This window comes from Pseudomonas sp. 8Z (assembly GCF_902506535.1).
Lineage (GTDB): Bacteria > Pseudomonadota > Gammaproteobacteria > Pseudomonadales > Pseudomonadaceae > Aquipseudomonas.
Window position 1 is genome coordinate 1,841,164 of sequence record NZ_LR733827.1, and the last position, 25,259, is coordinate 1,866,422.

At 61.5% G+C, this 25,259-nt stretch carries 23 protein-coding genes and 1 rRNA gene; 16 read left to right on the forward strand and 8 right to left on the reverse strand.

What is annotated here, in order from left to right; all coding sequences use genetic code 11:
- Positions 1–3: 3 nt before the first annotated feature.
- On the forward strand, positions 4–2,100 hold the full coding sequence (gene flhA, locus AERO9A_RS21495) for a flagellar biosynthesis protein FlhA (RefSeq protein ID WP_159973919.1): 2,097 nt from the start codon (positions 4–6) through the stop codon (positions 2,098–2,100).
- A 102-nt stretch (positions 2,101–2,202) separates the two neighbouring features.
- On the opposite strand, the gene AERO9A_RS21500 is transcribed toward flhA, so the two are convergent.
- The 4 genes from AERO9A_RS21500 to AERO9A_RS21515 all read right to left on the reverse strand — a co-directional run bounded on the left by AERO9A_RS21500 (position 2,203) and on the right by AERO9A_RS21515 (position 5,961).
- On the reverse strand, positions 2,203–2,538 hold the full coding sequence (locus tag AERO9A_RS21500) for a PilZ domain-containing protein (protein ID WP_159973920.1): 336 nt from the start codon (positions 2,536–2,538) through the stop codon (positions 2,203–2,205).
- Between the two features lie 403 nt (positions 2,539–2,941).
- Positions 2,942–3,057, reverse strand: a 5S ribosomal RNA gene (gene rrf / locus AERO9A_RS21505).
- A 459-nt stretch (positions 3,058–3,516) separates the two neighbouring features.
- Positions 3,517–4,740: a CaiB/BaiF CoA-transferase family protein gene (locus AERO9A_RS21510; protein WP_159973921.1), complete on the reverse strand. Its 1,224-nt coding sequence runs from the start codon at positions 4,738–4,740 to the stop codon at positions 3,517–3,519.
- A gap of 42 nt (positions 4,741–4,782) precedes the next feature.
- Positions 4,783–5,961, reverse strand: a complete 1,179-nt coding sequence (locus AERO9A_RS21515) for an acyl-CoA dehydrogenase (RefSeq protein ID WP_159973922.1) — start codon at positions 5,959–5,961, stop codon at positions 4,783–4,785.
- Positions 5,962–6,140: 179 nt separating this feature from the next.
- On the opposite strand from AERO9A_RS21515, the gene AERO9A_RS21520 reads away from it, so the two are divergent.
- From AERO9A_RS21520 to AERO9A_RS21555, 8 genes are all read left to right on the forward strand, one after another.
- Positions 6,141–7,034: a LysR family transcriptional regulator gene (locus AERO9A_RS21520; RefSeq protein WP_159973923.1), complete on the forward strand. Its 894-nt coding sequence runs from the start codon at positions 6,141–6,143 to the stop codon at positions 7,032–7,034.
- 472 nt (positions 7,035–7,506) lie between these two features.
- Positions 7,507–8,628, forward strand: a complete 1,122-nt coding sequence (locus tag AERO9A_RS21525; protein WP_159973924.1) for a Re/Si-specific NAD(P)(+) transhydrogenase subunit alpha — start codon at positions 7,507–7,509, stop codon at positions 8,626–8,628.
- Positions 8,629–8,639: 11 nt separating this feature from the next.
- Positions 8,640–8,969 (forward strand): NAD(P) transhydrogenase subunit alpha, encoded by a 330-nt coding sequence (locus AERO9A_RS21530; protein ID WP_159973925.1) that lies wholly within the window; start codon positions 8,640–8,642, stop codon positions 8,967–8,969.
- Positions 8,970–10,406, forward strand: a complete 1,437-nt coding sequence (locus AERO9A_RS21535; protein ID WP_159973926.1) for an NAD(P)(+) transhydrogenase (Re/Si-specific) subunit beta — start codon at positions 8,970–8,972, stop codon at positions 10,404–10,406.
- 355 nt (positions 10,407–10,761) lie between these two features.
- Positions 10,762–10,977, forward strand: coding sequence for a DUF1127 domain-containing protein (locus AERO9A_RS21540; protein WP_159973927.1), 216 nt, complete (start codon positions 10,762–10,764; stop codon positions 10,975–10,977).
- Between the two features lie 315 nt (positions 10,978–11,292).
- Positions 11,293–11,616: a DUF2388 domain-containing protein gene (locus AERO9A_RS21545; protein WP_159973928.1), complete on the forward strand. Its 324-nt coding sequence runs from the start codon at positions 11,293–11,295 to the stop codon at positions 11,614–11,616.
- Positions 11,617–11,746: 130 nt separating this feature from the next.
- Positions 11,747–12,067 carry a DUF2388 domain-containing protein gene (locus AERO9A_RS21550; RefSeq protein ID WP_159973929.1) on the forward strand — a complete coding sequence of 107 codons (321 nt, stop codon included), beginning with the start codon at positions 11,747–11,749 and terminating at the stop codon, positions 12,065–12,067.
- Complete coding sequence (locus AERO9A_RS21555; protein WP_159973930.1) at positions 12,064–14,019, forward strand: DUF4105 domain-containing protein; 1,956 nt, start codon at positions 12,064–12,066, stop codon at positions 14,017–14,019. Before AERO9A_RS21550 ends, AERO9A_RS21555 begins: the two co-directional genes overlap by 4 nt.
- Before the next feature lie 36 nt (positions 14,020–14,055).
- Here the strand turns inward: AERO9A_RS21555 and AERO9A_RS21560 are convergent, their stop codons facing one another.
- Positions 14,056–14,466 (reverse strand): GFA family protein, encoded by a 411-nt coding sequence (locus AERO9A_RS21560; RefSeq protein WP_159973931.1) that lies wholly within the window; start codon positions 14,464–14,466, stop codon positions 14,056–14,058.
- 107 nt (positions 14,467–14,573) lie between these two features.
- Here AERO9A_RS21560 and AERO9A_RS21565 point away from each other — a divergent pair, with 107 nt between their 5' ends.
- The 3 genes from AERO9A_RS21565 to AERO9A_RS21575 all read left to right on the forward strand — a co-directional run bounded on the left by AERO9A_RS21565 (position 14,574) and on the right by AERO9A_RS21575 (position 17,716).
- On the forward strand, positions 14,574–15,443 hold the full coding sequence (locus AERO9A_RS21565) for an AEC family transporter (protein WP_256666036.1): 870 nt from the start codon (positions 14,574–14,576) through the stop codon (positions 15,441–15,443).
- Positions 15,444–15,690: 247 nt separating this feature from the next.
- Positions 15,691–16,452, forward strand: a complete 762-nt coding sequence (locus tag AERO9A_RS21570; protein ID WP_159973933.1) for a TerC family protein — start codon at positions 15,691–15,693, stop codon at positions 16,450–16,452.
- A 139-nt stretch (positions 16,453–16,591) separates the two neighbouring features.
- Positions 16,592–17,716: a PilT/PilU family type 4a pilus ATPase gene (locus tag AERO9A_RS21575; RefSeq protein ID WP_372239691.1), complete on the forward strand. Its 1,125-nt coding sequence runs from the start codon at positions 16,592–16,594 to the stop codon at positions 17,714–17,716.
- Between the two features lie 60 nt (positions 17,717–17,776).
- On the opposite strand, the gene AERO9A_RS21580 is transcribed toward AERO9A_RS21575, so the two are convergent.
- Both AERO9A_RS21580 and AERO9A_RS21585 read right to left on the reverse strand, forming a co-directional pair.
- Positions 17,777–20,326: a TRAP transporter permease gene (locus AERO9A_RS21580; RefSeq protein WP_159973935.1), complete on the reverse strand. Its 2,550-nt coding sequence runs from the start codon at positions 20,324–20,326 to the stop codon at positions 17,777–17,779.
- A gap of 129 nt (positions 20,327–20,455) precedes the next feature.
- The gene (locus tag AERO9A_RS21585; protein WP_159973936.1) at positions 20,456–21,427 is read right to left on the reverse strand and encodes a TAXI family TRAP transporter solute-binding subunit; all 972 of its coding nucleotides are present in this window, start codon (positions 21,425–21,427) and stop codon (positions 20,456–20,458) included.
- Between the two features lie 247 nt (positions 21,428–21,674).
- Here AERO9A_RS21585 and AERO9A_RS21590 point away from each other — a divergent pair, with 247 nt between their 5' ends.
- Both AERO9A_RS21590 and AERO9A_RS21595 read left to right on the forward strand, forming a co-directional pair.
- Complete coding sequence (locus tag AERO9A_RS21590) at positions 21,675–22,676, forward strand: LLM class flavin-dependent oxidoreductase (protein WP_159973937.1); 1,002 nt, start codon at positions 21,675–21,677, stop codon at positions 22,674–22,676.
- 233 nt (positions 22,677–22,909) lie between these two features.
- The gene (locus AERO9A_RS21595; RefSeq protein WP_372239692.1) at positions 22,910–23,347 is read left to right on the forward strand and encodes an OsmC family protein; all 438 of its coding nucleotides are present in this window, start codon (positions 22,910–22,912) and stop codon (positions 23,345–23,347) included.
- A gap of 21 nt (positions 23,348–23,368) precedes the next feature.
- On the opposite strand, the gene AERO9A_RS21600 is transcribed toward AERO9A_RS21595, so the two are convergent.
- Entirely contained in the window at positions 23,369–23,791 is a 423-nt protein-coding gene (locus tag AERO9A_RS21600) for a hypothetical protein (RefSeq protein WP_159973939.1), read from the reverse strand.
- Between the two features lie 99 nt (positions 23,792–23,890).
- On the opposite strand from AERO9A_RS21600, the gene AERO9A_RS21605 reads away from it, so the two are divergent.
- The gene (locus AERO9A_RS21605) at positions 23,891–24,958 is read left to right on the forward strand and encodes an aminopeptidase (RefSeq protein WP_159973940.1); all 1,068 of its coding nucleotides are present in this window, start codon (positions 23,891–23,893) and stop codon (positions 24,956–24,958) included.
- Between the two features lie 57 nt (positions 24,959–25,015).
- Complete coding sequence (locus tag AERO9A_RS21610; protein ID WP_159973941.1) at positions 25,016–25,246, forward strand: DUF1161 domain-containing protein; 231 nt, start codon at positions 25,016–25,018, stop codon at positions 25,244–25,246.
- The last annotated feature ends 13 nt before the right edge of the window (positions 25,247–25,259 follow it).

A 25,259-nucleotide genomic window follows, 5' to 3' on the forward strand; every position in this document is an offset into this window, starting at 1 on the left:
TTCATGAACCTTCTGCAGCAACTCGCGCCCACCTTCCGCAGCGGCCGCATCGGCATTCCGGTGCTGATCCTGTCGATCCTGGCCATGGTCATCCTGCCGTTGCCACCGGTGCTGCTCGACGCCCTGTTCACCTTCAACATCGCCATGGCCATCCTGGTGCTGTTGGTCAGCGTGTCATCAAAAAGCCCGCTGGACTTCTCCCTGTTCCCCACGGTGATCCTGATTACCACCCTGCTGCGCCTATGCCTGAACGTCGCCTCCACGCGCGTGGTGCTGCTCGAGGGCCATACCGGCACCGGCGCAGCGGGCAAGGTGATCGAGTCGTTCGGCGAGGTGGTGATCGGCGGCAACTTCATCGTCGGCCTGGTGGTGTTCGTGATCCTCATGATCATCAACTTCATCGTCGTTACCAAGGGCGGTGAGCGTATCTCCGAAGTGACGGCACGTTTCACCCTGGACGCCCTGCCCGGCAAGCAAATGGCCATCGACGCCGACCTCAACGCTGGCCTGATCGATCAGAATGAAGCCAAGCGCCGCCGCTCGGAAGTGGCCAAGGAAGCCGACTTCTACGGTGCCATGGACGGTGCCTCGAAGTTCGTCCGTGGCGATGCCATTGCCGGCATTCTGGTACTGCTGATCAACCTGTTTGGCGGCTTCGCCATCGGCATGTTCATCTATGACCTCGATGCCAGCCACGCCTTCAAGCAGTACGCCCTGCTCACCATCGGCGATGGCCTGGTGGCACAAATACCCGCGCTGCTGCTGTCCACCGCGGCGGCGATCATCGTCACGCGGGTCAACGAATCCTCGGAAATCACCGATCAGGTGCATCGCCAGTTGCTGGCCCAACCCGCTCTGCTCTACACGGTGGCCGGCATCCTGTTCACCCTGGCGTTGGTGCCGGGCATGCCACACCTGGCCTTCATCAGCTTCGCGGGGCTGGTCGCCTTTATCGGCTGGATGGTCGCGCGCAGCGGCCCGCCCAAGGAGGCAGCCGATCTGCAGCAGGTCGAAGCCCTGGGCAAGGCGATGGAGCAGGAGCGCGCACAGAACCTGCAGTGGGAGGACATCCCCCTGGTCGAGCGACTCTCGGTGTCGCTGGGCTACAAGTTGGTCGGGCTGGTCAACGAAGCGGCCGGCGCGCCGCTGACCCAACGCGTACGCGGCGTGCGTCAGACCTTGTCCGAGAATCTCGGCTTCCTTCTGCCGGAAGTGCACATCCGCGACAGCCTGCGTCTGAAGGCCTCGCAATACAGCATCCAGATCAACGGCGAGAAAATCGACGGTGCCGAATTGCACGCCGACCGCATGATGGCGATTCCCTCACCGGAGCTATATGGCGAAATCGACGGCATTCTCGGCATCGACCCGGCTTACCGCATGCAGGTGGTATGGATTCAACCGGAGGACAAGTCACGCGCGCTCAACCTCGGCTATCAAGTCATCGACTGTGCCAGCGTCATCGCCACCCACCTGAACAAGGTCATCCGCGAACACCTGCCCGATGTGTTCAAGCACGACGATGTCGACCACCTGATGCAACGCCTGCAGGTTCAGGCAACAAAGCTGGCCGAAAGCCTCAAGACCCAGCTCAGCTACACCCAGCAACATCGCGTCTATCGCCAGTTACTGCAGGAGCAGGTGCCGCTCAAGGACATCGTCACCATCGCCACGACCTTGTTAGAAGCGAGCGAGTCGACCAAGGATCCGGTGCTGCTGGCCTCAGACGTGCGTTACGCCCTACGCCGTAGCATCGTCAGCATGATTGCCGGGGAGCGCCAGGAGCTATCGGTATTCATCCTCGAAAATGCGCTGGAGAATACGCTGCTCAACGCCCTGGCCATCGCGCAACAGGCGGGCCCGGTGAGCCTGGACAACATCCCGGTCGAACCCAGCCTGCTCAACCAGCTACAGGACACTATGCCGGTAGTGAAGGAGAAACTGCGCAAGGACGGTCACCCGCCGATCCTCACCGTGATACCGCAACTACGGCCACTGCTGGCCCGCTATGCAAAAGTCTTCAGCCCAGGCCTGCATGTCTTGTCGCAGAACGAAATTCCGGATCGCGTGGGCGTGAACATCCTCGGCACTCTTGGCTAAACGAAAGCCTGAGGAACACAGGTGATGCCGTAAATGGCATCACTGCCATGATTGAAGTGTTTAGATGCCTGTAGCGCGCATCGAGGTATGGGCGGCGCCACGCTAGCCCTTGCGTACTTTGCGCATGCCCTCGATCAGCAGCACATAATCGGCCGAGTCCCCTTGCAAGGCCAAGCCAGCCTCGAAGAAGCCGGTACGGACATTCTCCTGCGACCACTGGCAGATCATATCGACGTCTACCTGGCGCATCTCACCTTCGCGATCACGCATCCGCACGCGCAGTTTCAACTCACTCCCCGGCTCGACGGGCACGTCTCCCAAGAGCTTCATCCCACACTCAGACACGTCGCCTGCATAGCCAATTAGCGTGTCCCGCTCTCGGTCGCTGATCTTGATCCGAAATGTAGAACGAAAGGTGATACGACTCGATTGACGCATAAGAGAATGCCTTAGTGCTCACAACGTCTGGCTGGATAGCAGCAATCAGATACGGACAATAAATGCTCATCCAGTGAAAAGGAGCACATTGATATACCTGTGAATCATCAAAGCAAAGCGACAGCGGCGAACAAAAGCTTAAAGACAATTGCTAAGTTCAGTTGGAAACGTCCGCCCGCATGCATTCTTGTTTTCGTAGCCCGCTTGCCATGATCGTTCCCGATGCCACGATCACATACATAGCGAGCATATCGACAAAAAAGAACCCCCAGGCCGCGAGGATAATAAGGACTCGGGCAACATCGCGAACTCGGCATTGCAGGGCTTTCACCGCCACAGTGCATTTTTATCGCGCAAAGAAGAAACCCCAGACCGCGTGTGCGATCTGGGGTTTCGTATAGGAGCTTGACGATGACCTACTCTCACATGGTGAAGCACCACACTACCATCGGCGATGCGTCGTTTCACTACTGAGTTCGGGATGGGATCAGGTGGTTCCAACGCTCTATGGTCGTCAAGCAATTCGGTTGGGATCTCGCGGTTAGGCGCTATCCCTTGGATACGTGATAGAGGCTTGTAGCTCTCGCAAATTTTCGGCTTTCTGTCGNGAGAAACTTCTTTCTACTCAACCACTTGCGCTTTCGATCAGAGCTTCTTCTCTCAAGCGGGAGGCGAATCATACAGCGTTCAAAACCGCTGTCAACACCTCTTTTCTACCGCTCTCGATCCACTTGATCGAATCACCAACAGGACTCAACCACCACCCTGTCGACCGGCGCGCATTCTACACACCAGATCCAGCTTTGCAAGCCCTTCATTCAACCTAACTTATTGATTCACAAGAAGTTTTTGAAGCGCTTCATCGCTGAAGTGGCGCGCATTCTACAGTACTTGAGCGAGCTGTAAATCCCTGAGACGCAAAAAGTTGCGCACATAAGTTCAAGGGCTAACGCCCCTGCATCTGGAAGGCAAGATGCCTCAGATCACCCCCCCGTTACGCCATTCAGCAATCTGCACATCACTCACCCCCAACAAACGCCGCAGTAGAGCCTCGGTGTGCTCCCCCAGCAGCGGCGGCGCCGAGCGATAAGCTACAGGAGTAGCAGAGAGACGCAGCGGACTAGCAATCTGAGGCGTTCGACTGCCCAGACCATTAGGTAGGTCGAGACGCAGACCTCGCGCCAGCACCTGGGGATCGGCAAACACCTGCCGCAAATCATTGACCGGCCCACAGGGCACTCCTGCCGCCTCCAGCAGCTCGATCCATTGCGCTGTGGTCTTGAACACGGTCACCTGACGCAACAGCGGTATCAGCTCGGCACGATGCGTCACCCGAGACTTGTTGTCGGCGAAACGCGGATCATCGGCAAGATGCGCAATCGCCGCGACCTCACAGAATTTGCGGAACTGCCCATCGTTACCCACAGCCAAGATGAAATCGCCATCTGCACTTGGGAAGTCTTGATAAGGAACGATATTGGGATGTGCATTACCCAGACGCTTGGGCGACACACCGGTACTCAGGTAATTCATGGCCTGATTGGCAAGACAGGCAACCTGCACGTCAAGTAGCGCCACATCTATGTACTGACCCATACCGGATTGTTCCCGCTGGCTCAGCGCAGCCAAGACGCCTACGGTCGCGTATAGCCCAGTGAGGATGTCCGTGAGTGCAACACCCACCTTTACCGGCCCAGCTCCCTCCTCCCCTTCAGGCCGACCAGTCAGGCTCATCAGGCCGCCCAACCCCTGAATCATGAAGTCGTAGCCAGCACGCTTGGCATACGGCCCAGTCTGACCGAAACCGGTGATAGAGCAGTAAATCAGCTTCGGGTTGACCACCTTCAGCGACTCATAGTCCAGACCATAGGCTGCCAGGCCGCCGACTTTGAAGTTCTCCAACAGGACATCGCACTGTGCTACCAGCTCACGAACCAGGCGCTGCCCTTGCGGCTGAGTGAAATCCAGGGTCAGGGATTGCTTGTTACGATTCGCGCTCTGGAAGTAAGCAGCCTCGCGCGAGTCATTACCCTCTGCATCCTTTATATAAGGAGGCCCCCAGTGCCGAGTGTCGTCACCGACTCCCGGCCGTTCGACCTTGATAACCTCAGCACCGAGATCACCCAGAATCTGCCCGCACCAGGGGCCAGCAAGCACACGGGAAAGATCAAGCACACGTATGTGGGACAGAGCACCGGACATAGCGAATCTCCGCGAGGTGGGCCAGGGAACCCTGGTCGTGACTTAGAAGAAGGCCTGAATACCGGTCTGCGCGCGACCAAGGATTAACGCATGCACGTCATGCGTACCCTCATAGGTGTTGACCACTTCGAGATTGACCAAGTGACGGGCAATACCGAACTCGTCACTGATACCGTTGCCACCCAGCATATCGCGCGCCATGCGCGCGATATCCAGCGCCTTGCCACAACTGTTGCGCTTCATGATCGAGGTGATCTCCACCGCAGCGCTACCCTCGTCCTTCATCCGACCGAGACGCAGACAACCTTGCAGCGCCAGGGTAATCTCGGTCTGCATGTCCGCCAGTTTCTTCTGGATCAGTTGGTTGGCAGCCAGGGGACGACCGAATTGATTACGGTCGAGCACGTACTGACGTGCGGTGTGCCAGCAGAATTCAGCGGCGCCCAATGCGCCCCAACTGATGCCATAGCGTGCAGAGTTCAGGCAGGTAAACGGGCCACGCAGACCGCGCACATCCGGAAAGGCGTTTTCTTCAGGGCAGAACACATTGTCCATGACGATCTCGCCGGTGATCGAAGCGCGCAGACCAACCTTGCCGTGAATCGCCGGAGCTGAGAGACCTTGCCAGCCTTTTTCCAGCACGAAACCGCGAATCTCGCCCGCATCATCCTTAGCCCAGACAACAAAGACATCAGCGATCGGACTATTGGTGATCCACATTTTACTGCCCGTCAGGCGATAACCACCCTCGACCTTCTTCGCACGCGTGACCATCGAACCAGGGTCGGAACCGTGGTTCGGCTCGGTCAGACCGAAGCAACCTATGTATTCGCCGCTGGCCAACTTGGGTAGATATTTTTGCTTGGTCGTCTCGCTGCCGAACTCGTTGATCGGCACCATCACCAGCGACGATTGCACACTCATCATCGAACGGTAACCAGAGTCGATACGCTCGACCTCACGCGCAATCAAGCCGTAACACACATAGTTCAGGCCACTACCGCCATAAGCTTCAGGAATGGTCGCACCGAGCAGGCCGGTCTCCCCCATTTCGCGGAAGATCTTCGGGTCGGTCTGCTCGTGACGGAAGGCTTCAAGCACGCGCGGCGCCAGCTTGTCATCAGCAAACTGCTGCGCACTGTCGCGCACCATGCGCTCTTCTTCAGTCAGTTGCTGATCCAGCAGCAGCGGGTCAATCCAGTTAAAGCTTGCCTTGGCCATTACGAGAAACCTCGGAGCGGTGAAGTAAGTAGTCGGCTCAACCGACCCGGAATAGCTTGATCCTAGGCCCGCTTCACACACAGGACAAACGCAGAATCCGCACACAATTGTGCTTTTTAATCACTTCGAGATAGCTTAATCGCCTCAATGGAGCACGTTTAAATGAGGCTTTCGCACAAATGCGCCGCAAGATTCCCAGCACTGCCGCCCTAATCGCCTTCGAGTCCGCCGCCCGCCACCAGAGCTTCACCAAAGCAGCGGATGAGCTCAACCTGACGCAAAGCGCAATCTGTCGGCAGATCGGCGGACTGGAAAGCTTTCTCAACATCGAACTGTTCCGCCGTTCGAGACGCGGCGTGGTGCTGACCGAGGCCGGCGTGGCCTACAGCAGTAAAGTGGCCGCACAACTTGATGCCGTGGAGCGTGACACCCTGGCACTGATGGGCAATCAAGGCAGCAGCATCGAGTTGGCAGTGGTACCAACCTTTGGCACACAGTGGCTGCTGCCGCGATTGCGCGCTTTCCAGCAGTTGCACCCGGAAGTGACAGTACACCTGACTAACCGCACTCGTCCCTTCCTGTTCGCCGACACCCACTTTGACGCCGCGATCTATTATGGAGACGCCGAGTGGTCAGGCACCCAAGCGCATTTTCTGATGCACGAACACCTGCTCCCTGTCTGCAGTCCATCACTACTAAGGGGAGCACCGGTCACAGTTGAGCACATCGCAACATTACCGCTACTACAGCAGACCACACGCCCCTATGCATGGCGCCGCTGGTTCAACGCTCAAGGCCTGAGTATTGCCCGTGACATGACCGGCCCACGCTTGGAACTATTTTCGATGCTGGCCCAGGCTGCCCGACATGAGATGGGCGTAGCATTAATTCCGCCATTCCTGATTCAGCGCGAGCTGCAAGATGGCAGCCTAGTCATCGCCCTCAATCAAACCGTGCCAGACAACGCGCACGCTTACTACCTGATGGTGCCAGAGCGAAAAGCCGAGTCCTCAGCACTCAAAGCATTCCGCGACTGGCTGCTCAAGCAGGCCGCCGCCTATCGTCAAGAATAAATACGCCCGCGCTCAAAACACGAAAAAGCACCAAAAGAACACTTACCGCCCCCAATAAATACGAGTAGCAAATTTTCGGTCACGCTACATAGCAATTATCAGCCGAACCCAGTCAACGCCTTTAATTTCCAGCTATTGAGCCAATATCGAACACCACGGCAGCCGTGTGCCAAACAGCAACCAATTGCGAGCAACGGTTATTCGTCCAGTGAATGACCAATATCCACCGATCCCCCTTTATTGCTGAACTGCATCAGAATCCACGCGGGCTGCATGCAGTATAAAAATCCCTCATATACTCATTCCTTGTAGTAATCCATTATTTTTACTCCATAACTTCTTGTAAGGCATTGCTTTCGATTGCACAATCGCTACGCCCGCCACCTTTCGGCAGGTTTTGTGCTGATCCCCAATGCCGACGCGCCAGCGCAGTGCACCGGTTCACAGAGAAAGATCACGCAGGAGATTAGACGTGCACATTGGCGTTCCACTCGAAACCCATGCAGGGGAGACGCGGGTTGCCGCGACACCCGAGACCGTCAAGAAGCTGGTCGGCCAAGGCCATCAGGTGACCGTCCAGGCAGGTGCCGGCATCAATGCCAGCATCCCGGACAGTGCCTATGAAGCTGCTGGCGCCCACATAGGTAACGACTCGACCACGCTCGGCGCGGATCTGGTGCTTAAGGTAGTAGCGCCGACCGACACCGAACTGCAGCAGATGAAGGCTGGTGCAGTGTTAGTCGGCATGCTCAATCCGTTCAGCAACGACACCATCGCACGCATGAATACCCGCGGCATTACCGCATTTGCCCTGGAGGCCGCGCCGCGCACCTCCCGCGCGCAGAGCCTGGACGTGCTGAGCTCGCAGGCCAACATCGCCGGCTACAAGGCCGTCATGCTCGCCGCCAACCACTACCCGCGCTTCATGCCGATGCTGATGACCGCTGCCGGTACCGTGAAGGCCGCGCGCGTGCTGATTCTCGGCGCTGGCGTTGCCGGCCTGCAGGCCATCGCCACGGCCAAGCGCCTGGGTGCAGTGATCGAAGCTTCCGATGTGCGCCCTGCGGTTAAGGAGCAAATCGAATCGCTCGGCGCCAAGTTCGTCGACGTACCGTTCGAGACCGATGAAGAACGCGAGTGCGCGCAAGGTGTGGGCGGCTATGCCCGGCCCATGCCGGCCTCGTGGATGGAGCGTCAGGCCAAGGCCGTGCACGAACGCGCCAAGCAGGCCGACATCGTCATCACCACCGCGCTAATCCCAGGTCGCAAGGCGCCGACCCTGCTGCATGAAGCGACGGTGCAAGAGATGAAGCCGGGCTCCGTAGTCATCGACCTGGCCGCGGCTCAGGGTGGCAACTGCCCGCTGACCGAAGCCGATCAGGTCGTGGTTAAGCACGGCATCACCTTCGTCGGCCACACCAACCTGGCCACGCTGGTGCCGGCAGACGCCTCGGCGCTGTACGCACGCAACCTGCTGGACTTCCTCAAGCTCGTGATCGACAAGGAAGGCCAGTTCCAGCTCAACCTCGAAGACGACATCGTCGCGGCCTGCCTGATGTGCAACGCCGGCGAAGTCGTGCGCAAGAACGGCTAAGGAGTAGAGAAATGGATCTGATTTCCGACGGCATCTACAACCTGATCATCTTCGTGCTGGCCATTTATGTCGGCTACCACGTGGTGTGGAACGTCACCCCGGCCCTGCACACTCCGCTGATGGCCGTGACCAACGCCATTTCCGCCATCGTCATCGTCGGCGCCATGCTGGCCGCCGCGCTCACCGTCACTCCGCTGGGCAAGGCCATGGGCACCCTGGCCGTGGCACTGGCGGCGGTGAACGTGTTCGGTGGCTTCCTGGTTACCCGACGCATGCTGGAAATGTTCAAGAAGAAAGCGCGTGCAGTTGAAACAAAGAGCGCGCCGGTGGAGAAACACTAAATGAGCATGAACCTGATCACTGTTCTCTACCTTGTCGCCTCGGTGTGCTTCATCCAGGCGCTCAAGGGGCTGTCGCACCCGACCACGTCGCGACGCGGCAACCTGTTCGGCATGGTCGGCATGGCACTGGCAGTGGCCACTACTGTCGGGCTGATCTACAAGCTCGGCGCTGATCTGGCCGTACAGGGTATCGGCTTCGTCATCGTCGGCCTGCTGGTCGGTGGTACTGCCGGCTCGATCATGGCCAAGCGCGTGGAAATGACCAAGATGCCGGAACTGGTCGCTTTCATGCACAGCATGATCGGCCTGGCCGCGGTGTTCATCGCCATTGCCGCCGTGGTCGAGCCGCAGTCGCTGGGCATCGTCGCCGCGCTGGGTGATGCCATTCCGTCCGGTAACCGTCTGGAGCTGTTCCTCGGTGCGGCCATTGGTGCCATCACCTTCTCCGGCTCGGTCATTGCCTTCGGCAAGCTGTCCGGCAAGTACAAGTTCCGCCTGTTCCAGGGTGCCCCGGTGGTCTTCAAAGGCCAGCATATGGTCAACCTGGTGGTCGGTCTGACCATTGTGGCACTGGGTCTGTACTTCACCTTCACCGGTGATATCCGCGCCTTCGCCATCGTCGTCGCGCTGGCCTTCATCATCGGCGTGCTAATCATCATCCCGATTGGTGGTGCTGACATGCCGGTGGTGGTGTCGATGCTCAACAGCTACTCGGGCTGGGCGGCGGCTGGTATCGGCTTCTCGCTGAACAACTCGATGCTGATTGTCGCTGGCTCGCTGGTCGGCTCCTCGGGCGCCATCCTCTCGTACATCATGTGCAAGGCAATGAACCGCTCGTTCTTCAACGTCATCCTCGGCGGTTTCGGCGCCGATGCAGATGCTGGCGGCCCGGCGGGCGCGCAGCAGGAGCGTAGCGTCAAGTCGGGCTCCTCCGACGACGCCGCCTTCCTGCTGACCAACGCAGATACCGTGGCCATCGTCCCCGGCTACGGTCTGGCCGTGGCGCGCGCCCAGCACGCGCTGATGGAACTGGCGGAGAAGCTGACTCACCGCGGCGTGACCGTGAAGTACGCGATTCACCCGGTTGCCGGGCGCATGCCGGGCCACATGAACGTGCTGCTGGCCGAGGCCGAAGTGCCTTATGAGCAGGTGTTCGAGATGGAAGACATCAACTCCGAGTTCGGCCAAACCGACGTGGTGCTGGTGCTCGGCGCCAACGACGTGGTCAACCCTGCCGCGAAGAACGATCCGAAGTCGCCGATTGCCGGCATGCCGATCCTCGAGGCGTACAAAGCCAAGACGGTAATCGTCAACAAGCGCTCGATGGCCAGCGGCTACGCCGGCCTGGACAACGAACTGTTCTATATGGACAAAACCATGATGGTCTTCGGCGATGCCAAGAAGGTCATCGAGGACATGGTCAAGGCCGTGGAATAAACGCTGACCAAGCAGACAGAAAACCCGGCTTCATGCCGGGTTTTTTGTGCGCTATCTCGCAGAAAAATTTGATTTACAGGTCAAATAGCACAAGCAATCAATTTTCAACTGTACTGCTCACAAAATAAATAAAATCGGGTTGCACCCAGTTAAAAACACTACAAATCTAGGTTGCACCCAGTTTTTTAACTTATCACCAGTACAGTTTTATCAATTACAGACAACACAGTTACAAAGCATCCTATCTAATAGGGCAGCAATTTTCTCCATCTGTGACTACTGGGTCGAGCATGCTCTCGGGATAATTTGCCCATCGATAGCAAACACGCCCGCCACAAGCGGAAGGATGACCACCATGGAACGCACCCTCAGTTCCGCCCTGCTCCAAACTCACAGCGCTGCCAACGACAAATCCCCCTGGCCGCTGCGCACCATCGCTACCCTTTCTCTGTGGCAGCGCCGCATCGTCAGCCGTCGTCAACTGGCTCGACTGGATGCCCGCCTGCTGGCAGACGCTGGTATCACCGAAAACCAGCGCTACGCCGAACTGCAAAAGCCGTTCTGGCGCTGATACCCCGCTTTGCTCCATCCCAGCACTGGGATCTTCTGAAAGCTCCACCGTCTCTGTAGCGGTGGGGCTTTCGTTTTATCTGGCTCAGCAAAACCACAGCCACCACAGCCCTGCTGCCATATCAAGCCGACGGTAACTGGACAATCGCCTTCACCAGCATCGCTGCCGTAGAACGTCATGCCCCCAACGGGCACCGACGACACAGCATGACCATCAAAACCTGGCTCTGGCGCTAAGCCAGCAATGGAGCTGCCAGCCATACTGGGCTAAGCTGCCGCCGCGTGCCATTCGGCCACGTTTTCGGAGTACTGCCTAATGCACCTGAAGAACCCACTGATTGCAGTGCTCACAGCCCTGAGCCTGGCCAGCGGCGCACATGCCAGTAGCCTGGTCGCCACTACCGACACCCTGCTAGGGGCCGTAGCAGGCACGGTTGAGGGCACCTCAGACGCAACCAGCTCCCTGCGCGATTCCAAAGTGCTAGGCGCCGCTCGTGATGACGCGGCCATCTTCGTTGCCAGCTCTGGCAGCCTACGAGGGGCACGCCTGGAGGCAGCGCTGCAGATACTGCGCCCACGCCACCCGAATGCCAGCGACATGCAACTGGCAGAGGCCATTGTGGCGCAGACGGGAAGCTGACCAGCAGCAACTTGGCCCTGTACGACGATTCCGCTAGCCTTAGCCGCCGCAGACGAAGCACCTGGTGTTACGGAACTGCCTACCAACAGCCTCGTCCAAGCTCTCAATCGTCGTTCTCCGGAGTCATTTCATGCGTCGCTCGCTTATCGCCGCCGCCACCGCCTGCGCCTTGTTCAGCGCCTTCACCCAGGCGCAAACCGTGGTCGCCACCAGTAACATCGTGGTGCGCGCCCTGGATCGCAGCATCAACTTCACCTCGGATACCACCACCTCGATCCGCGATATGAAGGTAGTGACCCAGGCCCGTGAAGACGCGGCCAGCTTCGTCGCCAGCAACGGTGAGATCCGTGGCGCCCAGTTCGAAGCCGCGCTGCAGACCCTCCGCCAGCGCCTGCCCGAAGCCCAGGCAGCCAGCGACCTGCAACTGGCAGAAGCTATCCTCGCCCTGTGATTCGCCTCACCGCCTGGTGCTGGGCAGCGCTGCTGACCCTGGCCACCGCCCACGCCCAGGCGGGGCTTCAGCTCGAACTCAACAGCAACGGCCTAAGCACGCCTGAGCGCCAAGCCAGCCAGGCCCTGCTCGACGAAGCACTGGCAGCCTTGCCACCGCGCTTCGTCGAACGCCTCGATCGCACCGTACAAGTACGTTGGCTAGAAGGGCTCGACACCAACGTCTATGGCCAGGTAGGCCGCACCAGCGGTATTGAACTCAACGCCAGCCTGCTACCGGCGCTGGTCGATGGCTCGGCAGCACGCAATAACACAGGCCGAGCGCACGGCAATCAACGGCGCGAACTGCTCGCCACGCTGATTCACGAACTGACCCATCTGTACGACCGCGCCCGACTATGGCCAGCCGCACAGCGCCGGCAGATCGCCATGTGCCAGCAGCGAGCCAAATCCACCGGCCAGGTCGGCCTGCCTGACGAATGCAGAGGCCAGACCGAGCGCCGCTTCACCTTCAGCGACGATCCACGCCTGCTCGACCTGGCTGGCTGGCAACAACGCGTCGGCCAACGCGGCGAGCGCGAACACGACAACGGCCAGGTGGCACGCAGCCCAGACAGCTACGAACTGAGCAACCCGCTGGAGTTCGTCGCGGTCAACCTCGAATACTTCCTGCTCGACCCCAGCTATGCCTGCCGCCGCCCATCGCTCGCGGGCTATTTCCGCGAACATTTTGGCTGGGCGCCGCCGGGCCAACCCTGTGCCGAGGGCTATGCCTATCTGAATGCCGGGCGCGACTTCGCTCGCCAGCCACTGGAGCGCATCGACCCCGAGCGGGTCTACGCGGTGGACTACCTGCTGGCCGAAGCCAACGATGCCTGGATGAGCCGCTGGGGCCACAGCATGCTGCGTCTGGTGATCTGCGCACCAGGGCGCCCACGCGGCCCGGACTGCCGACTGGATCTCGACCAGCATCTGGTGCTGTCCTACCGCGCCTTCGTCGGCGATGTGCAACTGTCGAGTTGGGATGGCCTGACCGGTGCCTACCCCTCGCGCCTGTTCGTTCTGCCGCTGGAGCAGGTGATCGACGAATACACCAAGGTCGAGCTGCGCAGCCTGGCGTCGATACCGCTACGCCTATCGCGCGACGAGCTCGAAGGGCTGGTTGCCCGCGCCGCCGAGCAGCACTGGAGCTACGACGGCGACTATTACTTCATCTCCAACAACTGCGCAGTGGAAACCTTGAAACTGCTACGCAGCGGCACCGACAATCCACGCCTGCAAACACTCGACAGCATCCTGCCCAACGGCCTGCTGGAGCTCTTGTCAGCACGCGGCCTGGCCGACACCTCGGTGCTGGATGACCCACGCGAGGCCCTGCGCCTGGGCTACCGCTTCGACTCCTTCCGCGACCGCTACCAGGCCATGTTCGCCGTACTGCGCCAACGCCTGCCAATCACTCAGGACAGTGTGGAAACCTGGCTGGAGCAACCCGCACAACAGCGCCAGCAGTGGTTCGCCCAGGCCGACCTGCGCGCCAGCGCCGCCCTACTGCTACTGGAGCAGGCGGCACTGCGTCGCCAATTGCTGCTGGCTCAAGACGAACTCAAACGACGCTACCTGACCGGCCGCGCGGCCGGCGACCCGAGCCTGAACAAGGCGGGCGGCGCCCTCGAACAGATCCTGGCCAACAGCGGCTTTCTCAGCCGCCCGGCTGAACTGCTTGAGAGTGGTTACGGGCTGCCGCAACAGCAGGAATGGGATCGACTGGAAGCCAGCAGTCGCGAACGCCAGCAGCAACTGCGCCAGCTCAGTGACGAGTTGGACGGCGAAGTGCGTAACCTGCTGCTGCCCGAGCGCCTGGCCGAACTGGAAGCCAACGAGGCCAACCTGCTAGCCCTGGGCGAACACCTACGCGCGCTGCACAAGGCCAGCGGCGGGCTGCAGTTGCCTTAGTCTCGTAAGTAGCCCGGATAAAATCCGGGCTAGGGATCAAGGCTCAGGAATCATCTCTTCGTTCTCTTCCGGCAACTGCGGATCGACCGTCAGCCAAGGCAGCCGACTGCCGGCCCAGATATGCCGATCCGCCGGTGCCTGCTCAGGCGCATCCAGCGTGGCCACGGTCACATCCAGCGTATCCGGGCTGAGCGTGGTGAATAGGGCCAGATGGGCGCCACAGTCGCCGCAGAAATAGCGCGTGCAACTGGCTGACGAGGCGAAGGCCTTCGGCGTGCCGCGTAACCACTGGAAGGCCTGGCGCGGCACCGTGACCCAAGTGGTAAGAATGCCTCCGGTGCTGCGCCGACAGATCGAGCAATGACAATGCGCGCTGTCGTGCAACGACGCCTCAATGCGATAGCGCAAGGCGCCGCATTGGCAGCCACCTTCATGTCGTTGCTCCATTTCGTCTGCTCCTTGCATTGCCATAAGCCGCTGACCAAGATAGGCGCTCATCACCACCGGGGGTTCCCGTGATCGATCTGCTGCTGGCCCTGTGGCCGTTGTTCGCCATGATAGTCGCCGGCTACTGGCTGCGCTCGCGCGAGTTTCCCAGCGAGGCCTTCTGGCCGGGCGCCGAGCGCCTCAACTATTTCATCCTGTTCCCTGCCCTGCTGTTCTCCAGCCTGGCCAAGGCGCCGCTGAACAACCCGGCCCTGCCGCGCCTGGCCCTGGCCGTGCTGCTCGGCCTGGGTATCGCCTGGCTCGCCCTGCTGCTGGTGCGCCGCCTGCACGGCTGGCCAGCCGGGCGCTTCGGCGCATTCAGCCAGGGCATCCTGCGTTTCAACACCTACCTCGGCCTGGCCGCCGTCGGCAGCCTGCTTGGCCAACCAGGGCTGACCCTGGCTGCGCTGATGCTGGCATTGATGGTGCCGACGGTGAACGTGTTGTCGGTCTGGTCGCTGACCGCCGAGCGCGGTGTCAGCGCGCGCAGCCTGTTGCTGCCGATCGTCAAGAACCCGCTGATTCTCGCCTGTGTCGGCGGCGCCCTGTTCAACCTGACCGGCATCGGCCTGCCCGGCGGCAGCGACCGCCTGCTCAGCCTGCTGGCCGCCGCCAGCCTGCCGCTGGGCCTGCTCTGCGTCGGCGCGGCGCTCAAGCCCGAACAACTGGGCGGCGAGATTCCCGCGCTGGGCTGGAACAGCGCCCTGCGCCTGCTGGCCATGCCGCTGCTGGCCTGGGGCGTGGCCTGGGGATTGAGCCTGCCACCCATGGAAAGCGCCGTGCTGGTGCTGTTCTTCGCCCTGCCCACTGCGCCCACTGCCTACGTGCTGACCCGCCAGCTCGGCGGCGACAGCCAGTTGATGGCCGGCATCATCACCCTGCAGACGTTACTGGCGGCGGGCAGCCTGCTGCTGGTGATGGCCGCGCTGGCGCCCTGACACGGCACTACGACTGAAAGCTGTGCGAAAGCAGCCGCACCTAGGATGATGCGGCCATGCGCCACAACGCAGCGGCAACCGACAACAACAAGACAGGTCACGCCCAGGCACTTCTGACACGTCCCCCGATGGCTTGCGGCCACTCGTCGCTGCCGCCAACCGGCAAAATTCAAGAACCGTCAGCAGCCGTGTAATATGCGGCGCCCAGCCGTGCGTGGCTTCCCTCAGCGTTTACGAGAATCGAAAAATGGAATGGCTCAGCAACCCGGAAATCTGGGTCGCCTTCTTCACCCTGACTGCCCTGGAGATCGTCCTCGGCATCGACAACATCATCATGATCGCCATTCTGGTCGGGCGTATGCCGCCGCACATGCAGGCGCGCACGCGCTTCTTCGGCCTGGCCCTGGCAATGGTCACGCGCATCGGCCTGCTGCTGTCGATCACCTGGATCATGCGCCTGACCAACGACCTGTTCGAGCTGTTCGGCCAGGGCATTTCCGGGCGTGACCTGATCCTCTTCTTCGGCGGCCTGTTCCTGCTGTGGAAGAGCAGCACCGAGATGTACCAAAGCCTCGAAGGTGAAGAAGAAGCCGAGCAAACCGCCGGTAACGGCGCGGCGCGCAACTTCATCGGCACCATCATCCAGATCGCTATTATCGACATCGTGTTCAGCCTGGACTCGGTCATCACTGCCGTCGGTATGGTCTCCCACGTACCGGTGATGGTCGCGGCGATCATCGTCGCCGTGCTGGTGATGATGCTGGCGGCCGGCACCATCAGCAATTTCATCGACAAGCACCCCTCGCTGAAGATGCTGGCGCTGTCCTTCCTCGCGGTAGTCGGCACCGTGCTCATCGCCGAAGCCTTCGAGGTGCATGTGCCCAAGGGCTACGTCTACTTCGCCATGGCCTTCTCGCTGGGCGTGGAAGCCCTGAACATCCGTATGCGCGTGCTCAAGGGCCGCAAGGAAGATCCGATCAAGCTGCGCAAGGACGTTCCTGGCCAGTAAGGCCGATAGTTGACCAGACAACGGGGCCCATGAGGCCCCGTTTTCGTATGTGCCGCGCTGACCATTGATCACGCTCAGCACGAAAGCCATTGGGGATGACTATGCTTGCCCGCATTCGATCTTCAACAGGGTCATGCCGATGAGCGATGCCAGCGACACCCTCGACGTCTTCCCCTACCTGCAACTGATGCAGCAGCACGGCGGCTCCGACCTGTTCTTCAGCGTCGGCGCGCCGCCACACATGAAGGTCGAAGGCCACAGCCAGCCGGTCGGCCAGCGTGTGCTCAAGGCCGGTGAAGTGCAGCAATTGGCCTACCAGTTGATGAGCCAGAAGCAGATCGCCGAGTTCGAGCGCGATCTGGAAATGAACCTGGCGGTCAGCCTGCAGGGCGCCGGGCGTTATCGGGTCAACGTCTACTACCAGCGTGGCGAAGTGTCCATGGTGGTGCGCCTGATCAAGAGCCAGACTCCCGGCTTCGAGGCGCTCGGCCTGCCGAAGATGCTGGAGAAACTGGCGCTGCAGGATCGCGGGCTGATTCTGGTCACCGGCGCCGCCGGTTCGGGCAAGTCCACCACCCTGGCGGCGATGCTGGATTTCCGTAACCGCCACCGCAGCGGGCATATCGTCTGCATCGAAGACCCCATCGAATTTCTCCACAGCCACCAGCGCTCGATCATCGACCAGCGCGAGGTGGGCCTGGATACCCACAGCTTCGCCGATGCCCTGCGTAACGTGCTGCGCGAGGCACCGGACGTGATCATGCTCGGCGAGATCCGCGACGCCGCCACCATGCAGCACGCCCTGCATTACGCCGAGACTGGTCACCTGTGCGTGGCCACGCTGCACGCCACCAGCAGCAGCCACGCCATCGAACGCATCGCCCGCTTCTTCCCCGACGAGGCGCGCAAACAGGTGCTGGCCGATGTCGCGCACAACCTGCTGGCCGTGGTCGGTCAGCGCCTGGTGCCGGGCATCGCGCAGAAGCGCGTGGTGGCCGTGGAGCTGATGCTCGGCACGCCCTATATCCGCGATCTGATCCAGCGCGACGAGCTGGAGGAACTGCGCGAAGCCATCGCCCGCGCCGCCGAGCAAGGTCTGCAGACCTTCGACCAGCACCTGTTCGCGCTGCTCGAAGCCGGGCGTATCAGCCTAGCCGAGGCGCTGAAGTTCGCCGACTCGCGCACCGACCTGAGCCTCAAGTTCAAACTCGAACGCGGTTTTGCCGCCGACGATGCCGAGATGAAAGTGCTCCGCGACGGCTGAGCATGGCGCAGAAACGAACAAGGCAGCCCGAAGGCTGCCTTGTCGGTGACACGCGGCGCGTCAGCTCGCCTTGCGACGACGCTGCAGCCAGACCACCAGGCCAAACAGCAGCAGGGCTGGCAGCCACATCCACTCCTTGGCCCAGCGCTCGGTCGGCGCACGGACGCTGAGGATCTGCTGGTCGAACTCCAGACCCGCCTCGGCAGCCGAGCTGCCGAAAGCAACGCTGTCGATCAGCACCTTGTCGCCGTCCTCATAGGTCATCAGCCCCAGCTTGTCGAGACGCGCCTGGCCGTCGGCGCCCGCCGGTACCGGCAGCAGCACGACGAACTCGCGCGGGTCGCCCACCTTGTCTTCGCCACGCACACGTACGCGCAGCGAGCTGCCATCCTCGACGCTATCGAGCGCCTGCGCCAGTTGCGCCGGCGGGATGTCGCGGTACGGGTCGTGCAACATGTCCATCCAGAACCCCGGACGGAACAGGCTGAAGGCCACCAGCAGCAGCAGCACGCTCTCGTACCAGCGACTGCGCACCAGGAAGAAACCCTGGGTGCCGGCGGCGAAAATCAGCATCGCCACCGTGGCCACGACGAAGATCAGCACGCCATGCCAGAAGTCCACGTTGATCAGCAGCAGGTCGGTGTTGAAGATGAACAGGAACGGCAACGCAGCGGTACGCAGGCTGTAGAAGAACGCCACTAGACCGGTCTTGATCGGGTCGCCCTTGGACACCGCCGCCGCCGCGAACGAGGCCAGCCCCACCGGCGGCGTGACGTCAGCCATGATGCCGAAGTAGAAGACGAACAGGTGCACCGCGATCAGCGGCACGATCAGCCCGTTTTGCTGCCCCAGCGACACCACTACCGGCGCCAGCAGGCTGGACACCACGATGTAGTTGGCGGTGGTCGGCAGGCCCATGCCGAGGATCAGGCTGAACACCGCCACCAGAATCAGCATCAGCAGCAGGTTGCCCATCGACAGCAGCTCGACCAGATCGGCCAGTACCAGGCCCACGCCGGTCTGCGACACCGCACCGACGATGATGCCGGCCGCCGCCGTGGCGATGCCAATGCCGATCATGTTGCGCGCACCGGCGATCAGGCCTTCACGCAGGTCGATCACGCCATCTTTGAAGGTGCCGTGGTCGTGGCTGCCATCCTGGCGCATCCAGCTCAGCAGCGGGCGCTGAGTGAGCAGGATGATCACCAGCATCACGCTGCCCCAGAAGGCCGACAGGCCGGGCGACAGGCGCTCGATCATCAGGCACCAGACCAACACCACCACCGGCAGCAAAAAGTGCAGGCCGGAGAGCAGCACAGCGCGCGTCTCGGGCAACTCTTCGAGCGGCGCATTGGGGTCTTCGGCAGGCAGCACCGGCACGCTGGCGGCCACTTTCAGCAAGCCGAGATAGACCACCGCCAGCAGAGCGCCGATGCCCGGCAAGGCATAGTCACCCAACGCAGGCTTGAGCCAACCCAGGCCGTAATAGACGATCAGGGAAATACCGCTGATCAGTGCTGCACCGAAGGCCAAGCCGGTCAGGCGACGCAGCCAGGGCTTGGGCTGGGCGCTGCCGATGGGTTGCAGGCCGAGCTTGAGCGACTCCAGATGGACGATGTAGAGCAGCGCGATATAGGAAATCGCAGCCGGCAGGAAGGCGTGCTTGATGATCTCGACATAGGGCATGCCGATGTACTCGACCATCAGGAAGGCCGCTGCGCCCATCACCGGCGGCATGATCTGGCCATTGACCGACGAGGCCACCTCGACCGCCCCCGCCTTCTCCGAGGAAAAACCTGTGCGCTTCATCATTGGAATGGTGAAGGTGCCGGTGGTCACCACGTTGGCGATGGACGAACCGGAAATCATCCCGGTCAGGCCGGATGCCAACACCGCCGCCTTGGCCGGGCCGCCACGGAAGTGGCCGAGCAGGCTGAAGGCCAACTGGATGAAGTAATGCCCGGCGCCAGCGCGTTCGAGCAACGCGCCGAACAGCACGAAGAGGAACACGAAGCTGGTCGACACACCCAGGGCGATACCGAACACACCCTCGGTGGTAATCCACTGGTGGTTGGCCAGCGCATGGAAGCTCACCCCGCGATGCGCCAGCAGGCCCGGCATGTAAGGACCGGCCAGGCTGTAAATGAGGAACACCAGAGCGATGATCGCCAGTGGCGGGCCGAGCGCACGACGCGTCGCCTCCAGCAAAAGGGGGATACCGATACAGGCAGTGATCAAGTCTTCCGTGGTCAGGCTGCCGGGGCGCAGCGCCAATTGCTGATAGAAGATGAACAAATAGGCAGCGCTGGCAGCGGCCACCAGGCCGAGGGCGATATCCAGCAGCGGCACGCGGTCACGTGGCGAGCGCTTGAACGCCGGGTAAGCGAGAAACGCCAGCAGCAGGGCGAAGGCCAGGTGAATGGCGCGGGTCTGGGTATCATTGAGCACGCCGAAGCCGAAGATGAAGGGCAGCGGCGACGCGATCCACAACTGGAACAGCGACCAGAGCAGCGCCAGCCCGGCGATACTGCGAGCCATCAGCCCCGTTGGCGTACGGCCGCCGACATCCTGGGCGATCAGTTCTTCGGTGGACAGTTGCTTGTCATGCATGGAGTGAAACCTGCATTCGAATGAATCGGAAAACGGCGAAACCCGCAGGCCTGCGCCACGCGGGTTTCTCTAACGCTAGAAGCGAATCGGACAATGTGCCCGCCAACCGGGGCTGGCGGGCTGCACGGCTTACATCCAGCCGCGCTCCTTGTAGTAACGCACGGCGCCTTCATGCAGCGGCGCGGTCAGGCCGACCTTGATCATGTCGGTTTCCTTCAGGTCAGCGAATGCCGGGTGCAGACGCTTGAAGCGGTCGATGTTGTCGAACACCGACTTGACCAGTTGATAGACCACTTCCGGGTCAGCCTTGGCGCTGGTGGACAGCACGGCCTTGCCGCCGATGGACGGAGTCGGCTGGTCGTTGCCCTTGTACAGGCCGCCTGGGATGTCTGCCTTGGTGTAGTAGGTCTTCTCGGCCAGCAGCTTGTCGATCTCGGCGCCGGTTACCGGTACCAGAACGGCGTCGGTGGTGGTGGTGGCTTCCTGAATCGCACCGTTGGGATGACCGACGAAGTAGGTCATGGCGTCGATGTTGTTGTCGCCTAGCGCGCTGGCCTGCTCGGCCGGCTTCAGCTCGGCAGCCAGGGCGAAGGCGGAACGATCCCAGCCTTTGACAGCCATGATCTCTTCCAGGGTGTCACGCTGACCGGAACCTGGGTTACCGATGTTGACGCGCTTGCCCTTGAGGTCATCGAAGCTTTTGATGTTGGCATCACGACGGGCGAGGATGGTGAACACCTCGCTCTGCAGCGAGAACACCGCGCGGATGTCCTCCATCGCACCTTCGGCCTCGAACGGCGCTGCGCCCTTGAGTGCCTTGTACTGATGGTCGGACTGCATGATGCCGAAGTTGAATTCGCCGCTGCGGATGCCGTTGACGTTGGCCACGCCACCGCCACTGGCCGGTGCGTTGCACTTGATGCCGTGCTCAGCCGAGCCACGGTTAAGGAAACGGCAGATGGACTGGCCGGCGACGTAGTAAACGCCGGTCTGACCGCCAGTACCGATGGTGACGAACTTCTCGTCAGCCTGTGCCATACCACCGAAAGTGGTGCCAGCGAGTACGGCAGACAGAGCCCATGCCAAGGATTTGCCTTTCATGGGGGATCTCCTTTTTCTGTTTTATAGAGTCGTCCTGCACCTCGTGGGCACAAGCCGGGAACGGTGAAGTCTAACCGCTCAAGACGAGAATGCACCCCCCGACGGCCATTCGCTGGTAACGGCTTGTGTAAAGCAGCCCTGCGCTGCCAGCCCAAACCGCTCTGCCATAACCCCTGTAGCGACGCCTACCTTTGTGACAGACGCACAAAAACCGTAGAGTGAACGGCCCGCAACGAGGAGATCCCCCATGAGCCGACTGGCTTCGATCAAGCTCTCCACCCTCGACCTGGCGCCAATTCGCGATGATGGCGACGCCGCCCAGGCCCTGCACAACGCCCTGGCGCTGGCCCGCCATGTGGAAAGCCTCGGCTTCGAGCGCTTCTGGGTCGCCGAGCACCACAACATGGACGGCATCGCCAGCTCCGCCACCGCCGTGCTGCTCGGCTACCTGGCCGCTGGCACGTCACGCATCCGCCTCGGAGCCGGCGGCGTGATGCTGCCCAACCATGCGCCGCTGGTGATCGCCGAACAGTTCGGCACCCTAGCCACGCTCTATCCGGGGCGCATCGACCTGGGCCTGGGCCGCGCGCCCGGCGCCGATCAATACACCGCCCACGCCCTGCGCCGCAGCCGCGATGGCAGCGCTGAGGATTTCCCCAACGACGTCGAAGAACTGCAGGCCTACCTCGGCCCGCGTCAGGAAAGCCAGCGCGTGATCGCCATGCCCGGCACCGGCACCGAAGTGCCGATCTGGCTGCTCGGCTCCAGCCTGTTCAGCGCACAACTGGCCGGGATGAAAGGCCTGCCCTATGCCTTCGCCTCGCACTTCGCGCCGCGCTATGTGCACGAGGCCATCCGCGTCTACCGCAACCACTTCCGCCCATCAGCGGTGCTGGACAAACCCTATGTGATGCTCGGCGTGCCGCTGCTGGCTGCCGACAGCGATGAGCAGGCCCAGCACCTGGCCACCTCGGCGTTCCAGCGCATCCTCGCGCTGATCCGTGGCCAGAGCCTGGTACAACGCAAACCCATAGCGAGCATGGAAGGCCTGTGGCTGCCGCATGAGCGCCAGGCCGTCAGCGAGTTTCTCGGCCTGGCCGCCATCGGCGGGCCGCAGACTGTGCGCAGCCGCCTGGAACAGTTGCTGGAGCAGACCGAAGCAGACGAGCTGATCTTCACCTGCGACATGTACGACTTCGCCGACCGTCTGCATGCCTTCGACATCCTCGCCGAGCTGCAAAACGGCTAAAGCGTCGAACTTGTGCGCGCCAGTGCCCTCTCAATGCACAAGGGCCGCCAGCCGGGCGGCCCGCCATCAAGCAATGGGCTCCTCTAAAAACGTAGGCGAGGCAGCCAGCGCAAGGCAAAAACAGGCGGAAAAGCGCAGTTTACGTGCTGTAAATGAGCATTTTGATCGGACTCGCGCACGAGCCTGTTTTTAACGCAGCGATGGCAACGCAGGTAGTTTTTAGAAGTGCCCCAATGGGAGAACGCATGAAAAAGACAGCATCGGCCCACTGGCAAGGCGGCATCAAGGACGGCAAAGGCACCATCTCGACCGAAAGCGGCGCCCTCAAGGACAACCCCTACGGCTTCAACACCCGCTTCGAAAACGCCCCTGGCACCAATCCCGAAGAACTCATCGGCGCAGCCCACGCAGGCTGCTTTTCCATGGCCCTGTCCAAAGAGCTGGGCGAGGCTGGCATGACCGCCGAAAGCATCGACACCCAGGCCGAAGTGACCCTGGACAAAGTCGATGGTGGCTTCGAAATCAGCGCCGTGCACCTGTCGCTGCGGGCGAAAATCCCCGGCGCCGACCGCGCCGCCTTCGAGCAGGCCGTGGAAACCGCCAAGACCGGCTGCCCGGTGTCCAAGCTGCTCAACGCCACCATCACCCTGCAAGCCGTGCTCGACAACTGAGGCAGCGGCGGCGCGAGCGACTCAGAGCGCCGTGCCGCAACGCTCCACTTCGCCACGCGCGAGCACATTGCGCTGCTCATCGTAGAGCCAGGCCTGCGCCTTCATCAGCATCTGCCGCGCCTCAATGCGATAGCGCTGGCCGGGGGCGAAATCCTTGTAATGCAGGGTGATCTCACAGGTCATACGCAGCGGCTCGCTTTGCATGCCCAAGCTGGCGCCGCTGCGCACCTCGAACTGGAAACGCGTCTGCAGCTCATGTTCGCCGGGGGTGACCTGGAAATAACGGCCATCCGGCCAGCGCTCGTCGTCCAGCCGGTCAGCCATCAGCAGCGTATCGGCACTGGAATACAGCTCGATCCAGGCCTGCTGCGGATCGGGCTTGGGCAGCGGTGAAGCACAGGCCCCGAGCATGAGCAGGGCAGGAGCGAGAAGTGCAGTACGCATGGCAACCTCCAAATCGGTTTCAATCAGCAGCCTACACCCGGCGATTACGCCGCGCGAAAGCCCGTGCGTCGCACGCGCCAATCGGCTAGCGTGAGGCGCATGCCCAATACCTTCCTTATCGACGGCTTGCGCCGCCTCGGCGTTCCCCTGCTCGCCCTACTGCTCGGCGGCTGCTCGACGCTGGATTACTACGCCCACTTGGGCCAAGGCCAGTGGCAACTGCTGCAAGCGCGCGAACCTATCACTGAACTGCTCGCCAACCCCGACACCGACCCGCAGTTGGCCAAGCGCCTGCGCCTGTCGCAGACCGCGCGGGATTTCGCCAGCGCCCATCTGCACCTGCCGGACAACCGCAGCTATCGCCTGTACGCCGACCTGCACCGGCCCTTCGTCGTGTGGAACGTCTTCGCCACGCCGGAGTTCTCCCTCGACCCCGAACTGCATTGCTTCCCCATCGCCGGTTGCGTCGCCTATCGCGGCTACTACCAGCAAGGCCGCGCCCGTGGCGCCGCCGCCCTGCTGCGCCAACACGGGCTGGACACCTACATCGCTGGCGTGGAGGCTTACTCCACCCTCGGCTGGTTCGACGACCCACTGCTCAGCAGCATGCTGCAATGGAACGACGAACGCCTGGTCGCGGTGATCTTCCATGAGCTGGCACACCAACAGTTCTACCTGCCGGGCGACACCGCCTTCAACGAATCCTTCGCCACCTTCGTCGAACGCGAAGGCCTGCGCCAATGGCACGCGGCCCGTGGCGAAACACCACCGCTCAACGATGATCGCCAGCGCCAGCAATTCATCGAACTGGTGCTGGCCAGCCGCGAACGCCTGCGCCAACTCTATGCCAGTAGCCTGCCAGAGCAGGACATGCGCGCCGCCAAACAAGCCGAATTCGCCCGCCTACGCCGCGAATATCGCGCCTTGCGCCAAGACGAATGGGGCGGCCAGAGCCGCTTCGATGCCTGGATCAACAGCCCGCTGAACAACGCCAAACTGCTGCCCTTCGGCCTCTACGACCAATGGGTGCCCGCCTTCGCCACGCTGTTCGCCCGCGAGCAAAACAATTGGCCAGCCTTCTATGCCGCCGTTGCCAACCTCGCCCGCTTACCACAAAGCGAACGCCAGATCGCCCTGCAAGACCTGCTGCCACACGGCAAGAACTGAGCGGCCATTTGCCAGTCCAACCACTCAGATTCGCCCCATACACAGGAGGTACACGCGATGCTACGACTGATCCCCGCCCTGGCCCTGATGCTGCTTGCTGGCGGCGCCATGGCCGCGACCAAATCCTGCGAGGAACTCAAGCAGGAAATCGAAGTGAAGATCCAGGCCAACAACGTACCCAGCTACACCCTGGAAATCGTCACCAACGCCGAAGTCACCGACCCAAGCATGGTGGTCGGTAGCTGCGACGGCGGCACGAAGAAGATCATCTACCAAAAAAACGACTGAAACCCAGCGCCTG

Bases quoted from the DNA above. Each gene is read 5' to 3' on its own strand.
- flhA (WP_159973919.1), top strand. From the start codon at position 4: ATGAACCTTCTGCAGCAACTCGCGCCCACCTTCCGCAGCGGCCGCATC.
- AERO9A_RS21500 (WP_159973920.1), bottom strand. From the start codon at position 2,538: ATGCGTCAATCGAGTCGTATCACCTTTCGTTCTACATTTCGGATCAAG.
- AERO9A_RS21510 (WP_159973921.1), bottom strand. From the start codon at position 4,740: ATGTCCGGTGCTCTGTCCCACATACGTGTGCTTGATCTTTCCCGTGTG.
- AERO9A_RS21515 (WP_159973922.1), bottom strand. From the start codon at position 5,961: ATGGCCAAGGCAAGCTTTAACTGGATTGACCCGCTGCTGCTGGATCAG.
- AERO9A_RS21520 (WP_159973923.1), top strand. From the start codon at position 6,141: ATGCGCCGCAAGATTCCCAGCACTGCCGCCCTAATCGCCTTCGAGTCC.
- AERO9A_RS21530 (WP_159973925.1), top strand. From the start codon at position 8,640: ATGGATCTGATTTCCGACGGCATCTACAACCTGATCATCTTCGTGCTG.
- AERO9A_RS21535 (WP_159973926.1), top strand. From the start codon at position 8,970: ATGAGCATGAACCTGATCACTGTTCTCTACCTTGTCGCCTCGGTGTGC.
- AERO9A_RS21540 (WP_159973927.1), top strand. From the start codon at position 10,762: ATGGAACGCACCCTCAGTTCCGCCCTGCTCCAAACTCACAGCGCTGCC.
- AERO9A_RS21545 (WP_159973928.1), top strand. From the start codon at position 11,293: ATGCACCTGAAGAACCCACTGATTGCAGTGCTCACAGCCCTGAGCCTG.
- AERO9A_RS21550 (WP_159973929.1), top strand. From the start codon at position 11,747: ATGCGTCGCTCGCTTATCGCCGCCGCCACCGCCTGCGCCTTGTTCAGC.
- AERO9A_RS21560 (WP_159973931.1), bottom strand. From the start codon at position 14,466: ATGGAGCAACGACATGAAGGTGGCTGCCAATGCGGCGCCTTGCGCTAT.
- AERO9A_RS21565 (WP_256666036.1), top strand. From the start codon at position 14,574: ATGATAGTCGCCGGCTACTGGCTGCGCTCGCGCGAGTTTCCCAGCGAG.
- AERO9A_RS21570 (WP_159973933.1), top strand. From the start codon at position 15,691: ATGGAATGGCTCAGCAACCCGGAAATCTGGGTCGCCTTCTTCACCCTG.
- AERO9A_RS21575 (WP_372239691.1), top strand. From the start codon at position 16,592: ATGAGCGATGCCAGCGACACCCTCGACGTCTTCCCCTACCTGCAACTG.
- AERO9A_RS21580 (WP_159973935.1), bottom strand. From the start codon at position 20,326: ATGCATGACAAGCAACTGTCCACCGAAGAACTGATCGCCCAGGATGTC.
- AERO9A_RS21585 (WP_159973936.1), bottom strand. From the start codon at position 21,427: ATGAAAGGCAAATCCTTGGCATGGGCTCTGTCTGCCGTACTCGCTGGC.
- AERO9A_RS21590 (WP_159973937.1), top strand. From the start codon at position 21,675: ATGAGCCGACTGGCTTCGATCAAGCTCTCCACCCTCGACCTGGCGCCA.
- AERO9A_RS21595 (WP_372239692.1), top strand. From the start codon at position 22,910: ATGGGAGAACGCATGAAAAAGACAGCATCGGCCCACTGGCAAGGCGGC.
- AERO9A_RS21600 (WP_159973939.1), bottom strand. From the start codon at position 23,791: ATGCGTACTGCACTTCTCGCTCCTGCCCTGCTCATGCTCGGGGCCTGT.
- AERO9A_RS21605 (WP_159973940.1), top strand. From the start codon at position 23,891: ATGCCCAATACCTTCCTTATCGACGGCTTGCGCCGCCTCGGCGTTCCC.
- AERO9A_RS21610 (WP_159973941.1), top strand. From the start codon at position 25,016: ATGCTACGACTGATCCCCGCCCTGGCCCTGATGCTGCTTGCTGGCGGC.